This is a genomic window from Bacillus sp. V5-8f (genome assembly GCF_002863565.1).
Taxonomy (GTDB): Bacteria; Bacillota; Bacilli; order Bacillales; family DSM-1321; genus Peribacillus.
Genome location: NZ_PGUW01000028.1, coordinates 15,486 through 30,798, shown reverse-complemented (window position 1 = coordinate 30,798; position 15,313 = coordinate 15,486). Strand labels below are relative to the sequence as shown.

11 protein-coding genes are annotated in these 15,313 nt (G+C 41.1%); 10 read left to right on the top strand and 1 reads right to left on the bottom strand.

What is annotated here, in order from left to right:
• Positions 1 to 369: 369 nt before the first annotated feature.
• Entirely contained in the window at positions 370 to 1,002 is a 633-nt protein-coding gene (gene hxlA, locus CUU64_RS21590) for a 3-hexulose-6-phosphate synthase (protein WP_101635730.1), read from the bottom strand.
• Positions 1,003 to 1,174: 172 nt separating this feature from the next.
• Here hxlA and CUU64_RS21585 point away from each other — a divergent pair, with 172 nt between their 5' ends.
• From CUU64_RS21585 to essC, 10 genes are all read left to right on the top strand, one after another.
• Entirely contained in the window at positions 1,175 to 1,540 is a 366-nt protein-coding gene (locus tag CUU64_RS21585; RefSeq protein ID WP_101635729.1) for a winged helix-turn-helix transcriptional regulator, read from the top strand.
• Between the two features lie 696 nt (positions 1,541 to 2,236).
• On the top strand, positions 2,237 to 3,403 hold the full coding sequence (locus CUU64_RS21580; protein WP_101635728.1) for an iron-containing alcohol dehydrogenase: 1,167 nt from the start codon (positions 2,237 to 2,239) through the stop codon (positions 3,401 to 3,403).
• A 136-nt stretch (positions 3,404 to 3,539) separates the two neighbouring features.
• Positions 3,540 to 4,091, top strand: coding sequence for a DJ-1/PfpI family protein (locus CUU64_RS21575; RefSeq protein ID WP_101635727.1), 552 nt, complete (start codon positions 3,540 to 3,542; stop codon positions 4,089 to 4,091).
• A 203-nt stretch (positions 4,092 to 4,294) separates the two neighbouring features.
• Positions 4,295 to 5,515 carry an NO-inducible flavohemoprotein gene (gene hmpA, locus CUU64_RS21570; protein WP_101635726.1) on the top strand — a complete coding sequence of 407 codons (1,221 nt, stop codon included), beginning with the start codon at positions 4,295 to 4,297 and terminating at the stop codon, positions 5,513 to 5,515.
• A 420-nt stretch (positions 5,516 to 5,935) separates the two neighbouring features.
• The gene (locus CUU64_RS21565; RefSeq protein ID WP_101635725.1) at positions 5,936 to 7,387 is read left to right on the top strand and encodes an aldehyde dehydrogenase family protein; all 1,452 of its coding nucleotides are present in this window, start codon (positions 5,936 to 5,938) and stop codon (positions 7,385 to 7,387) included.
• Between the two features lie 164 nt (positions 7,388 to 7,551).
• The gene (locus CUU64_RS21560; protein WP_257985627.1) at positions 7,552 to 8,175 is read left to right on the top strand and encodes a nitroreductase family protein; all 624 of its coding nucleotides are present in this window, start codon (positions 7,552 to 7,554) and stop codon (positions 8,173 to 8,175) included.
• Between the two features lie 599 nt (positions 8,176 to 8,774).
• On the top strand, positions 8,775 to 9,068 hold the full coding sequence (locus CUU64_RS21555) for a WXG100 family type VII secretion target (RefSeq protein WP_101635724.1): 294 nt from the start codon (positions 8,775 to 8,777) through the stop codon (positions 9,066 to 9,068).
• Between the two features lie 85 nt (positions 9,069 to 9,153).
• Positions 9,154 to 9,393: an ESX secretion system protein YukD gene (gene yukD, locus CUU64_RS21550; protein WP_101635723.1), complete on the top strand. Its 240-nt coding sequence runs from the start codon at positions 9,154 to 9,156 to the stop codon at positions 9,391 to 9,393.
• 60 nt (positions 9,394 to 9,453) lie between these two features.
• The gene (gene essB / locus CUU64_RS21545) at positions 9,454 to 10,800 is read left to right on the top strand and encodes a type VII secretion protein EssB (protein ID WP_101635722.1); all 1,347 of its coding nucleotides are present in this window, start codon (positions 9,454 to 9,456) and stop codon (positions 10,798 to 10,800) included.
• A gap of 35 nt (positions 10,801 to 10,835) precedes the next feature.
• A complete protein-coding gene (gene essC, locus CUU64_RS21540; protein ID WP_101635721.1) occupies positions 10,836 to 15,299 on the top strand; it encodes a type VII secretion protein EssC in 4,464 nt (1,487 codons plus the stop codon).
• Positions 15,300 to 15,313 lie beyond the last annotated feature (14 nt).

The window sequence follows — 15,313 nt, the reverse complement described above, 5'->3', positions numbered from 1 at the left end:
CTAACTTTATTGGGTCAGATCAAAGAGGAAGAGGCTTTTATGCTATTTAAGATGGGAGTTATATTGATAATGATAATCTTTATCAACTACATTGTCAAATCACTATACCAATGATATTTACAACTGCAGATATCTAGGTTGAACATCTTAATATAGTTTGTGGCTAGATACTTGGATTTGTAAGTAAAATGTCTTTCATTAAGACCATGAAGGAAAAAATCCGTGGGTCAGGGAAGGAAAATGACTTTCAACAGGGTTGAAACTGTCCTAGTGTAAGTTATAAACTGTATAAATTAGGAAAGTTATTAGAGGTAAGCAACAATTTGGCACCCTGCTACAAGAAGGGTGCCATTTGTTTTGAGCAGTTAATTAGCCTTGTTTAACTAATTTCTGCATTTCGGCTGCGGCTGCTTTTTTGTCTTCTTTTCCGGTAATTCCGCCACCTACAATAACTAGATCAGGCTGTGCCTTTATTACTTCAGGCAGTGTTTCTAACTTGATGCCTCCAGCAATTGCAGTTTTTGCATTTTTTACGACACGCTTGATTGTTTTTAGGTCTTCAAAGGAGTTTTGTCCAACTGCTTGAAGGTCATAACCTGTGTGAACACAAATGTAATCTACGCCGAATTCATCCAATTCTTTCGCACGGCCTTCAAGATCTTTAACAGCAATCATATCAACAAGAATTTTCTTGCCTTGTTTTTTGGCTTCCTCTACTGCACCCTTAATGGATTGATCTTCGGCAGCGCCAAGAATAGTAACAATATCAGCGCCAGCTTCAGATGCTTTCATAACCTCGTAGCCAGCCGCATCCATGATTTTAAGGTCTGCTAATACCTTCAAATTAGGAAACGCAGCTTTTACTTCTTTTACAGCTCGAAGACCTTCATTTATAACAACCGGTGTTCCGATTTCTACGATATCAATGTGCTCTTCTACTTCTTTTACCAATTCAATAGCTTCTGGAATGTTAACTAAGTCTAATGCTAATTGTAATTCCACAATATTTCACTCCCACATCATTATTTGGTTTCAATAGTACTTTTACGTTCTAATAATCGTACAGATGCTAGTATACTTTGTATGTTAAACGCATGGAAGTACGCACATTATTTTTACATAGTGTCAAAAAGTATACTAAGTGCTATACTTGGTAGAATCGGAGGTGAAACAAATGGCACGTATGCAAGACAAAACGTTTAACTGTGAAAAAGAATTGACCCTTTCTGTTATTGGCGGGAAGTGGAAAATGCTTATTTTATGGCATTTAGGCAAAGAAGGGACCAAGCGGTTTGGTGAATTGAAATCACTTATGCCGGGGATTACACAAAGAATGCTAGTGAATCAGCTTCGAGAGCTGGAAGATGATTTAATTGTAAAACGTGTAGTATACCCTGTTGTGCCCCCAAAAGTGGAGTATTCACTGACTAAAGAGGGAAAGACGTTGTTGCCAATTCTTGATTCAATGTACGAATGGGGAAAAAACTATATGGAGAATGTGATTAACACTCCAGAAGATAAAACTGCGTCTATGAAGTAACAATGTATTCTAATATACGACCACAAGAAGACTATAAATCAGTCAAGACTTGTGGTCTTTTTTTGTACCTAACAAGACTCGGTAGATAGGAAGAATGAACATATAGCTAATTGTTTCAGAAAAATAGGAAGCTCCTATAAAAATGTATATTTGAATCGCTATTATCAAAAAACCAGTTCAAACTTACAGATCCTCGTTAACTGACGGGGGTCTTTTTTAGTAGAACTTTGAAAAACATCATCAACAGCAATTGGTATATAAAAATATACTATATATAAAAAAGTGCGTACTATTCACATTTTAAAGTAGGTATTATACTAACCTCTGTGCCTGGGTTCTGTTTTGCCTTTGTTTTTTGGAATGATACTCCATTCGGGGGAGTGCTGGTTTCCCTCTTTTATCGCCTGAGGTTGTTCGATGTTCTGGTTAAGAAAAAAGTAATGATTTCGCTGGAACACCTTTCCTCCCATCTCATTCGCAGCGGAGCAACCAACCAACTTGGTAGCGTGTTGCGGCGATAAATAATCAAAAAACGGGCAGTTTAGTTATATGTAATATGAGCGTGAGATCTTAGTCTGTTCAGAAATTAGTTAGGGAGGACCTTAAGTTTAACAATTCGTTGATTTTTGTTTTTTGACATAACTATAGGGGAAAACTGTTACAGTTCCGATTACTAAAGAAAAGGAGAGAGCACATATGTACCGTTTTACTATTCCGAGAGATGTTTACTTTGGGGAAGGGTCCCTGGAAGTATTGAAAAGCCTTGAAGGGAAAAGAGCGACCATCGTTATTGGAGGTCAATCGATTAAAAAGTCCGGTTATTTGGATAAAATCGAATCCCATTTGCGTGAGGCTGGCATAGAAACCCAACTAATTGAAGGCGTTGAAAACGATCCATCAATAAAAACCGCCCAAAACGGGGGCAAGAAGATGGAAGAATTCCAGCCGGATTGGATCATTGCCGCTGGTGGTGGATCGCCACTTGATGCGGCAAAGTTAATGTGGATTTTTTACGAAAACCCTGAGCTGCCATTTGATCAAATCAAGGCTCCAAATGTACTGCCGACATTGCGTAAGAAGGCGCGTTTCATCGCGATTTCAACAACTAGTGGAACAGGCAGCGATGTATCACCATTCTCTGTTATTACAGACTATGATAAGGGAGTTAAGTATCCGGTATTCGGATATGAGATCACGCCTGATATTGCAATTATTGATCCTGAGTTGACGTATTCCATGCCGGCTTCCATTGTAGCTTATACGGGAATGGATGCCTTAACACATGGTATAGAAGCTTATGTGTCCACTGCGCATAACTCTTTTACTGATCCGTTGGCAATGCAGTCGATCAGGCAGGTGGTAGAAAATATTGAAAAATCCGCAGCTGGTGATAAAGCTGCAAGAGCAGAAATGCATTATGCACAAGCCATTGCAGGCATGGCCTTTTCAAATGGATTCCTGGGAATTGTCCACAGCCTCTCCCATAAGAGCGGGGCGATTTTTAAAATTCCGCATGGCACAGCTAATGCACTCTATCTCCCGTATGTGATTGATTATAATAGAAAGGCTGAAAGTTCAAGGTATGCTGACATCGCAAGGATGCTTGGTTTGGATGGTAGCACAGACGATGAATTAATTGATTCATTAACAGAACTGATACGCCGCTTAAACAAATCTTTAAGTCTTCCGCTCACTTTAAAGGAATTTGGTGTGGATGAGGCAGAATTTCACAAACACCTAGACCAGATGGCCGAGGGAGCCGTTGAAGACCCGTGTACTCCATCCAATCCTAGACAAGTATCAGTAGAGGATATGAAAAAAATCTACATTGCTGCTTACAACGGGGATCAAATCAACTTCTAATAATGAGGACTTGAAGAGTTTGTAATATTTCGTTTGTGATGATTGATACTCTTTTATAAGGGGGCGCGAAAATCAGGATAAATGTTTTTATTCCTGGTCAATCTAGTCTTATAAATGATGAATGTGAGGTATGTTTATGAGTAAAAAAGTATTAATTGTTACGGGTGATGCGGTAGAGGCACTTGAGGTATTTTATCCCTACTATCGCTGTCTCGAAGAAGGTTATGATGTTACCATCGCCTCCCCTTCTGTTAAAAAGCTGCGCACCGTCAGTCATGATTTTATAGAGGGAATGGAGACATTTGAGGAAAAACCTGCGTATCGCCTCGAATCACATGTTGCATTCAAGGATGTCAATCCTGAAGAATACGACGGATTGATCATTCCGGGAGGGCGTGCGCCAGAATACATCCGAATGTTTGATGAAGTGCCAAGGATTGTGGGCCATTTCTTTGAAGCGAATAAGCCGGTTGGAGCGATTTGCCATGCGGCACAGTTGTTGACCGTAATTCCAGATTTGATGAAAGGCCGAGAATATACAGCTTATCCTTCTGTCGAGCCGGATGTAAAAGCTTGTGGGGCTACGTATATCAACAAGAACGTCCATACTCATCAAAATCTTGTTTCAGGTCAGGCATGGCCGGATTTACCAACATTCATGAGGGAGTTTATCACCTTACTAAAGTAGACTCTTTGTGACATATCAATTTTTTACGTTTTAAGCAATAGGGAATAACATCTTTACTTATAAGCAGCTAAACTTCCAAATGGAAGTTTAGCTGCTTATTTTATTGCCTAAAATATCAAGAATTGTTTTTTATTGGTATGAAGTTGGGCATGTTAGTAACGACAACGACAATAGTTAACTGATAAAACACGGAGGTCCATTACATGCTTGATGAAAAAACCATTCATATCGTACAATCTACAGCTCCTGTGCTAAAAGAGCATAGTAAAGAAATAGGGAAAAGGTTTTATCAATTATTATTCGAAAAAGTTCCTGACCTACTGAACATCTTCAATCAAACGAATCAAAAAAGGGGTCTTCAGCAGGAAGCCTTAGGATATGCCGTTTATGCAGCCGGAGAACATATTACAAATCTGCATGCTCTAAAACCTGTTATTGAACGGATTTCCCAAAAGCACCGTGCCATCGGAATTAAAGCCGAACAATATCCAATTGTAGGTGAGACGCTGCTCCAGGCAGTGAAAGATGTCCTTGGAGATACTGCCACTAATGAGATAATTGAAGCGTGGGGTAAAGCATATGGATATATATCAGATGCTTTTATTAGTCTTGAGGAAAAACTTTATGAAGAAACAAAACAACAACCAGGAGGCTGGGAAGGTTATCGGACTTTTTATGTTGATAGGAAAGAAAAAGAAAGTGAAGAGGTTACTTCATTTTATTTAAAACCTAAAGACGGAAAAGCGATCGCTTCATATAAAGCTGGTCAATATCTAACAATCAAGGCAGCAATACCAGGAGAAAAATATACGAACATTCGCCATTACAGCCTATCAGAAGCACCTGATAAAGATTACTACCGAATTAGTGTGAAGCGTGAAGATGAGCATGACCAGGCGCCAGATGGAATCGTATCAAACTATCTGCATGATCATATCCAATCTGGTGATACACTTGAGTTTTCAGCACCTGCCGGTGATTTTACTCTCACTGATGATAATTTGCCAATTGTTCTGATTAGCGGGGGAATTGGAATTACGCCTTTATTAAGCATGCTAAATTCTGTTGTCGAAGAAAAAGATCCTAGGAAAGTTATCTTCATTCATGCGACAAGCAACAGCCAAACACATCCATTTAAAGAACATGTGATGCGATTAGAAGAAAGCAAGGCATATGTAAAATCATATATTTGTTACACATCACCTACCGAAGAGGATAAAAAAGCGAAAAATTATGATAAGGAAGGATATATTGGTTTGGACTTTCTGCAATCTATCATCCCGACAAAAGAATACCAATTTTATTTCTGCGGTTCCATTCCTTTTATGGAAGCGATGATTAAGGCGTTAAATGAATGGAACGTTCCGAAAGAAAATATGCATTACGAGGTTTTTCGTCCGGTTGCAATGCTCGGGGAGGAATAATATTTTTTGGAGAGCTTAATAATTTAAAATGAACATGAGTAAAACTGGAGGAATGTGAATCAATAAACATATGGAACAAAATCCTAGATATCGGTAAACAAAAACGGATATTTCGCAATAAACACCTAAATGTTCGCAACAAACCCTTCTATGTTAACTACTGCACCCTTAATTGTTAGACGCACTTAACAATTGTTGGTGTATTTTTTTGCTTTAAAGCAATAACAATTAGGACTTCAAATAGCACCCAGTCTCAGGGTAGCAAGTCTAAAAATAAAAACTGCAAAACAGTTCAAAATAGAAACAATGGTATTTCTCAAATGTTTTCGGCAACGATTTTTTTGTTGCAGTCATTCTTATTGGTTATAAATTCACCCAGGCAAAAACTTAAGATTAGAGCAAAAGAAAGGATGATCCCAAATGTACGAAAAGTGGAATAAGCAATTTATTGGAGGAGAATGGAGGGAGGGAAACGGAGAAAGAGTGTATGAGGATAAAAATCCTTATAGTGAAGAAACCCTTGTACAGATTCGCTTAGCCAATACTGAGGATATCGATGAAGCCTATCGTTCTGCCCGGGAGGCACAGAAGGAATGGGAAGAGATCAATGCTTATGATAGGGTAGCTATTATGGAAAAGGCTGTTGAATTACTGAAAGAACGCAGGGAAGAAATCGTTAAAATTCTGATCGATGAGAATGGTGCTTCTCATACGAAAGCAAACATTGAAGTTGACGGGGCAATTGGCATCATGAAAGAAGCGGCGACGTTTCCGCTTAGGATGCATGGGAAAATTATGCCTTCCGTTGTACCAGGCAAGGAAAATCGAATTTACCATAACCCGGCTGGAGTGGTGGGAATCATTAGCCCCTTTAATTTTCCATTTCATCTAACTATGCGCTCCCTTGCACCTGCATTAGCGGCAGGAAATGGCGTAGTCATCAAGCCAGATTTGCAAACGATGATTTCTGGCGGACTGTTTATGGGGAAATTATTTGAAGATGCGGGTATTCCGAAAGGGTTATTAAATATAACGGTTTGCAGTTCGTCTGAAATCAAAGACGCTTTTGTTGAACATCCAATTCCTCAAATTATTTCTTTTACTGGATCTACGCCTGTGGGGAGACATATAGGAGAATTGTGTGGAAGGCATCTTAAACGCGTGGCTTTGGAGCTAGGGGGAAATAATGCCATGATTGTACTTAAGGATGCAGATATAGAAAGAGCCGCCGGTTCTGCAACATTTGGTAAGTTCCTTAATGCGGGGCAAATATGTATGTCGTTGAACCGTATTATTGTGGAGCGTCCCGTATATGAAGAGTTTTTAAGAGCTCTTGTGGACAAAGCATCTCAAATTAAATATGGCAACCCAGCGGATAAAGATGTTGTCGTGGGTCCACTTATCAATAACAAGCAAGTTGGCCGGATTCAAGAATTAATCGACAAAAGCTTAGAAATGGGTGCCAGTTACGCCTTGAAGGGGGAAATTGAAGGGAATGTGTTTGCTCCTACAATCCTCACAGACGTCACCAATGACATGCCGATTGCACAGGAAGAAATATTTGGGCCTGCTGTAGGGGTCATTGTTGTAGAGGATGAGATAGAGGCTATACGAGTAGCAAACGACAGTGAATATGGACTGAGCGGGGCGGTTCATGCTGGCTCTATTGAACATGGTGTAGAGGTGGCAAAACAAATCGTCACAGGAATGATTCATGTAAATGACCAAGGGGTAAATGATGAACCGATTGTGGCGTTTGGAGGAGAAAAAGCTTCCGGTTTAGGTCGTTATGGCGGCGAATGGGCACTCCATGAATTTACCACAACGAAATGGATATCTGTCCAAACAAATCCTAGAGAGTATCCGTTTTAACAAAGCCCCGATTCCATGTGTGATTGATTTTTTGAAGAATTACATGCCCCGTAAAAATACAAGGCTGATGCTCCACATAGTGTAAATTTTAACTAGCAAAAAAGGTTATTGTGTTTTTAGGTAGGGTAACATAATTAAGACTTTTTCTAGAAAGGATGATCACCATGGCTATGAACACAACAGAACAATCTCTATCGGTACAACAGGCAATTGAAAAACGCCATAGCATTCGCAAATATAAGCAGGAGCCTATTCCTCAGCAAGACCTAAATAAGATTTTTGAGTTGGTCCGCTTATCCCCAAGTGCATGGAACCTTCAACCATGGCGTTTCCATGTAGTGACAGATAACGATCTAAAGGAAAAGTTGGAAGAAGCAGCTTATGGTCAAAAACAAGTGACTTCAGCACCTGCGGTTATTGTGGTTACAAGTGATATGGAGGATGTACTTGCAAATATTGCTGACACTGTACATCCAGGACTTCCTCCAGAGCGCAAGGAAGAAGAAGTGGCCAATCTGTCAGGATTTTTCAATGGTATGACGGTGGAAGATCGTGCTCAATGGGGATTAACCCAAACAAATATAGCTTTCGGGTTCTTAATGCTTGCCGTTCAAGGATATGGATATTCAAGCAACCCTATGCTGGGCTTTGATCAGGAAAAAGTAAGAGAGCTCCTGAATCTTCCCGGGCATGTCAAATTTGCGGGCATTCTACCCATTGGTAAAGCAGATTCTGAAGGATATCCGCATCATCGTTTTGACTTAGAAAAAATCGTTACATTCCATTAATTATACAGGATGCACTGGAGGGCTATAAAGTCCTCCTTTTTTATTTCAAGACATCGACCGTCACGCCACCAAAGATGTAACGCCAGCCGATGCTTTATTTATAGGGTAAAGTATGAAACCAGTTTCATGCCAAGGTTTTTTTGTTTTTTTTGAAAAAATTCTTAATATTAAATATGTTTAATCAAACGTTTGATTAAGAGCTGAATTTTCGATATCATCAAGATCCTTGTGTTTAATCAAACGATTGTTTAATCATACCGTTTAAAGGTTTCGACACTTTATTGTAAAAGTAATACATGGAAAATTATACAACTAGCGAAATAATTACCTGTTACCAATTGTAATTAAAAGAATAAGATCTTAAAGCTCAAAAACTAGCAAAAAAAGACTAATAAACAACTGAGTTTATGGAATTAAAGCCTCCTTTTTGAAGTGAAAAATAGCAGATAAGCAGGAAATTAGTCTTTTATTAATTAGAATTATGAAAATAGTTTTAGTATAATTTACCTGTTTTTGGCTTTTTGCTCCTTCTCTGTTGGCAAAAAATGTATAGCTACTTTACAATTAAAAGTAACATAGCCCCAAGGAGGAATAAGAACATGTCTGGTAATATTCGCGTAACACCAGGTGAACTTCGCACTGTAGCAGGTCAATACAGCACAGAGAGCGGCAATGTAGCTGAGTTGGTAAGCCGGTTGGACAATATGAGGGATCATTTGCGCAATATTTGGGAAGGTGCTTCCAGTGATGCGTTTGCGCAGCAATACGAAGAGCTAAAGCCATCTTTTGTTCAGATGTCTACATTGCTTGAAGAAGTTTCCCAACAATTGAGCAAGTCTGCCGATATCCTGGAAGAGACAGACCAACAGATTGCAAGCCAAATCCGCGGATAATAGAGCAAAATCGAATGCAAGTGGAAGATAGAAGCGCTGCAGTCTACTAGATGCTGGCGCTTCTTCTTTTAGTGGGGTGATAGGCATGTATATTCAAGTAACGGTGGATTTACAGAATTACACAGGAGAGGTATTTGATTTGCAAATATCAAACTACCTTTCTATAAAAAAAGTGGTAGAAATCGTATGGCAAGTGAAGAAGATTGAACAGCATCCGAAGGAAGGCTATTGGATAAGGGTCCAAAATAAACAATTGGTTTGCCCGGGATACGATTCGTTAATCGATACAGGAATCACAACGGGGGACAGGCTGGAAATCTTATAACGCGATCGACTGACTGCATTTTGGCGCATCCCGTATACCAGACCAAAGGAGTATAAAGGAATGGAAGAGAACAAAAGGTCTTATTTGGAAAAACAGCTAGAGGCAACCATTATGAAAGATGGGGGATATGCCTTTATTTTTCAGAGGGCCCGGCTGAAAATGCAGGATCCGTTGGAACTGCAGCTTGTGCGGGAAATTGATGGCATTCTTCAAAAAGAGATAGTTGTGACCGATGATGAGGTGAAGATTACGATTCAACCCCCAGCATCGTTTTCTGCATTTCGTGACATACGAAAGAAGAACAAGCTTGAGAGATGGATTTTTGCCCACCAGCTTATTAAGAAGATAAAGAATCATTCATTGGAAAGACTGAATGTGGTAATTTGTCCGGAAAATATCGTTTTTGACCCGAGCTTCACACCTTATTTTCTTCATTATGGAGTGAAGGAAAGTATCCCGCCTTATAGTAAGGATGAGGAACGGCTTCTTAAGGAGGCCAAAGCTGCCATTTCGGTAATCGTAGAGGGGCAACATAGCTTTGACCAATATTTTCAATATTATCAAACTCTCAAACTATCAAACCCTGTTCAGGAAATTTTTGCGGCAAACTCTATTGAACATCTTTCGGAGGTTATACAAACACATTTAAAAGTGCTTGAAAAGCAGGAAAAGGATTTTGTACATATCCCGCTGAACAAATGGAACTTTGGGCGTTATGCCTTGATTGGCGCGGTGGTTTTGCTGCTTCCAGCCCTTATTTATTCGCTTTACTCCCTCTTATTTTTGCAGCCGAAGCAAGATGCCTATGTAAATAGCGGGCAATCTTTTATGGAAAACAAATACAGCGAGGTAATCGACCTGCTGGAAAACTACGATCCTGAAGATATGCCGTATGTTGTTCAATATGAGCTGGCTTATTCCTACATGACAAATGAAGACCTCGATGATTACCAAAGAAAAAATATCGAAAATGAACTGACGCTTCAAACGGACAGCCAATATCTCCTTTACTGGATTTATATTGGGCGCGGAATTAACGAGGAGGCCATTGACATTGCTCGATCACTAGAGTACCGGGATTTGATTGTATACGGTTTGCTTAAGCACGTCGAAGCAATGAAAGCGGACGATACTCTTTCCGGGGAAGAAAAAGAACAGGAATTAAAAAAGGCTGAAGATGAGATAAAAGAGTATAAAAGAGAGCAGGCTGAAACACAGGAAGTGCTGGATCAGCAGGATAGTGATTCCACTAGCGGAAAAAGTACCGGGGAAATCATTCAAGATCGGAATCCGTCCACTAACATTGAACCGCAACTACCAGCATCTGCCCCAGTACCTGCGGAACAGCAAAAGGGTCAGCCTTCTAAAGATGAGAGGGCACAAGAAAATGCAAAGGGAACCCAGTAGCAGGCAAGCGAGGGCGGTTTGTAGGAGATGAGTTTATGAGTCTATTATGGATATTTTATAAAGAAACCTATCAACAGTACACAATAAGAGAGAACCAGGCATCCTCCATCACGATTGGGAATTCTCAAAACGAATCCATTAGGATTCAATCAGTCCCATTTAGACATGGTTTTATAGAGTTGAAGAGGACAAGGGAGGAAGATCAATTCCTAATCTTTGAAGGAGATATTCAATTGGGCTTCCTTCAGGCAAATCAACCGTTTTCTTTCAAGACAGGCGGTGAAAATATCACCCTTATCTTTTTGCCAGCTGCACCTGAGGAGAAAACTTATTATGTAGGCAACCACAAGGAAATCACCGTATCAGGAGAGATTGGAGCAGTCATCCGCAAGGAAGCCATTTCCGAACCATTAAATTGGACTGGCAACTTCTCCCTGGGCAGGCTATGTGGAAAATGGTCGATAACCAAGGGCAACGGCCCGCTCTATCTGAATGGGGAAAAAGTAAAAAAGCACGCTGTCCTGCAGAACGGAGATCTCATCTTTTCTCCTTTCATCATGCTTTCCTTTGCAGAAGACGATTTACTTGTCGTTAAAAGTGCTAAACCTTTTGAAACCTCCCTGCAACAAATAATGCCTCCCGTTTCAGAAATGAAGAAAAATTATCCAGTGTACAGAAGGACGCCAAGAATGATTTACGAACTTCCGGATGATAAGGTGACAATTTCTTTTCCCAGCCAGGAATCCGACCACTATCAAAGGGGACTGTGGCTGATTATTCTGCCACCGCTCGTCATGCTTATTGTCATGGGAATCATCGCCCTTATACAGCCGCGGGGCATTTTTATCCTGATATCACTAGTCATGTTCCTGACCAGTATTGTGACATCGACCGTGCAATATATTAGAGATAAGAAAAATAGAAAACATCGGCGGGAAAGAAGGCACCAGGTATACACTGCCTATCTCGAACAAAAGCGGGAAGAGCTCCATAAGCTTGCGGATAAACAAAAGCAAGTGCTTCATTATCATTTTCCTGCATTCGAACGGATGAAAGATCTGGCTTCCCATATCAGCGACAGGATATGGGAACGAACAATCGAAAGCGAGGATTTTCTCCAGCTTCGCATTGGGATGGCGGATGTTCCGGCTCACTATGAAGTAGCAGTAAGCAGCAGTGATATGGCAAATCGTGAAATTGATGATTTGCTGGAACAATCTCAGGAACTAGTAAGGCTCTATCGTAAAGTGGGCAATGTTCCGCTGACAATCGGGCTATCTACCGGGGCGATCGGACTTGTCGGGAAGGAGTCGATTGTAAAAGATGAGCTGCAGCAGATCATTGGCCAGCTTGCCTTTTTCCACAGCTACCATGATGTCCGATTTGTCGCGATATTTCATGAAAAGGATTATAAAGAATGGGAATGGATGAAATGGCTCCCGCACTTCCAGCTGCCGCATTCATTCGCGAAAGGGTTCATTTACAATGAACAAACCCGTGACCAATTGTTGTCGTCGATTTACCAAACATTACGCGACCGGAACCTGGATGAGGAAAAAGGAAAAGCCGGATTCACGCCGCATTTTGTGTTTATCATCGCTGACCAAAGCTTGATCTCAGAACATGTGATCATGGAATACTTAGAAGGAAAAGAAGACCAAGTTGGCATTTCCTCGATTTTTGCGACTGAGACAAAAGAGAGTTTAACGGAAAATATCCATACAATTGTGAGGTACATCAATGAACACGAGGGCGAGATCCTGATTCAGGAACGAAAGGCTGTCCATATTCCTTTCTCTTTGGATGAGCATTCGAAGGAGGGCAATGAGCGTTACTCTCGTCTACTAAGGTCTTTAGAACATCAAAAAGGGATCAATAACTCCATACCGGAGATGGTTTCCTTCTTACAGCTTAATCATGCACAAGCTGTGGAGGACCTCGCCATAGAACAGAATTGGCTGACCAATCAATCGTCCCAATCTCTTGCAGTCCCAATCGGCCTGAAGGGGAAAACGGATGTAGTAGAGCTTAACCTTCATGAGAAGGCTCATGGTCCGCACGGTTTGCTTGCCGGAACGACGGGTTCGGGTAAAAGTGAGCTGCTGCAGACTTATATTCTGTCTCTGGCCGTGCATTTTCATCCGCATGAAGTGTCATTTTTGCTGATTGACTATAAAGGCGGCGGGATGGCCCAGCCATTTAAGAACATGCCCCATCTGCTCGGTACAATAACCAACATTGAAGGGAGCAAAAACTTCAGTACCCGCGCACTGGCTTCCATAAATAGTGAACTAAAAAAACGCCAGCGTCTGTTTGACCGGCACGGTGTGAATCATATTCACGATTATACGGACCTGTATAAAGAAGGCAAAGCAGAGGATCCCCTGCCGCATTTATTCTTAATTTCAGATGAATTTGCCGAGCTTAAGAATGAAGAGCCGGAGTTCATCAGAGAGCTTGTAAGTGCCGCTCGCATCGGCAGAAGCCTCGGTGTCCATCTAATACTGGCGACGCAGAAACCGGGCGGTGTAATTGATAATCAAATTTGGAGCAATGCGAAATTCAGGATTTCGCTAAAAGTCCAGGATACTAATGATAGCAAGGAAATTTTGAAAAATAGCGATGCGGCCAACATTACCGTAACAGGAAGAGGCTATTTGCAGGTAGGCAACAATGAGGTGTATGAGTTGTTCCAGTCAGCCTGGAGCGGAGCCCCTTATCTGGAGGATAGCCAGGGGGCAGAAGATGAAGTAGCACTTGTAACCGACCTCGGCCTTGTCAGGGTATCCGATATTGCCGCCAAGACGATAGGACCGAAAAAAGAAAAGCTGACAGAGATTGATGCAGTCGTCCAACAGATCATTAACGTCCAGAAAGAAATGAATATTACGAAGCTCGCCAGCCCATGGCTTCCGCCTCTGTGTGAACGGATTTCCAGAATGGAGGCAATCAGCGATGTGATGGATCAATTTTATCTGGGCTTGAAGGATGAACCTGAAAAGCAGAGTCAGTCCCATTATATATACCATTGGCTTGAAGATGGAAATATCGGAATTTTCGGCTCATCCGGGTACGGAAAATCCTCGACAGCGATGACTCTGCTATTACATTTTGCATGCAGGTACAGTCCAGCGGTGCTTCACTATTACCTGTTTGATTTTGGGAACGGATCATTGCTTCCGCTAAAGAATCTTCCGCAGACCGGGGATTATTTCAGGATTGATGATCAGCGAAAAATTGAGAAATTCATGATCTTCCTTAAGGCGGAAATAGATAGGCGAAAACAGCTTTTCACGGATAAAGAGGTAAGCACCATTAAAATGTACAATTCCCTAAGTCCGAACAAGCTCCCAATTATTTTTCTCACTGTTGATAATTTTGACCTTGCAAAAGAAGAAATGCCGGATCTAGAACCCCAGTTCACCCAATTCGCACGTGATGGACAGTCGCTCGGGATTTTCATGATTTTTACGGCGACAAGGATCAACTCGATGCGCCAGCCGCTTATGAATAACCTGAAGACGAAAATTGTCCATTACTTAATGGATAGCTCGGAAGGGTATTCGATCCTTGGAAGATCTCCTTTTGAACATGAACCGGTTCCGGGCAGGGCTATGATAAAAAAAGATGAGACCTATTTTGCTCAGGTTTACCTTCCTGCAGATGGAGACGACGATTTAGATGTGTTAGAAAATGTGAAAAAAGAAGTGTCTGGTTTGAAAAAGAAGTATCAGGGAATCCCGGCGCCGCCTGCCATTCGCATGCTACCGGCGCGGCTTGATATGGCGGGTTACCGGCAGTACCTCACACCTGGTTATGGGTCAGGCCTTATACCAATCGGGTTGGATGAGGAGAGTGTCAGCCCTGTACAAATCGATATTAAGTCCAATCCACACTGTATTGTTGTTGGACAATCCCGAAAAGGTAAAACCAATGTACTCAGGGTAATCATCGATTCTTTATTGGCAAATGAGACAGTGGAAATTGGAGTGTTTGACGCGGTCGATCGGGGACTTTCATCTTACGCTGCAAATGAAAAAGTAAATTATATGGATACGAAGGAACAAATAACGGATTGGCTGAATTACATTTCTTCCATTTTTGAGGAAAGGGAAAAGGATTATTTAGAAACCACCCGCCTGGGCCAAACCAAACAGGATCCATATGAATCTGTCGTTTTTGTAATTGATAGTATTTCAAGGTTCCAGCAAAACGTAGACGCTAAGATTCAGGATAAGATGACGGCTCTAATTAAGCAGTACAGCCATTTAGGCTTCAGTCTGATTGTCAGCGGAAATGCCAACGAGTACATGAAGGGCTTCGATTCGTTTACTAATGAAATTAAACAAATCAGGCAGGCTGTGCTTCTTATGAAAAAATCAGAACAAAGCTTGTTTACTCTTCCTTACACAAGAAAAGAAGAAGAGATTCAGCCGGGGTATGGATACTACGTCCTAAATGGAAGGGAAAGTAAGATTCAAATCCCGCAAAATCACTAAAGAAAGAGGTGAAG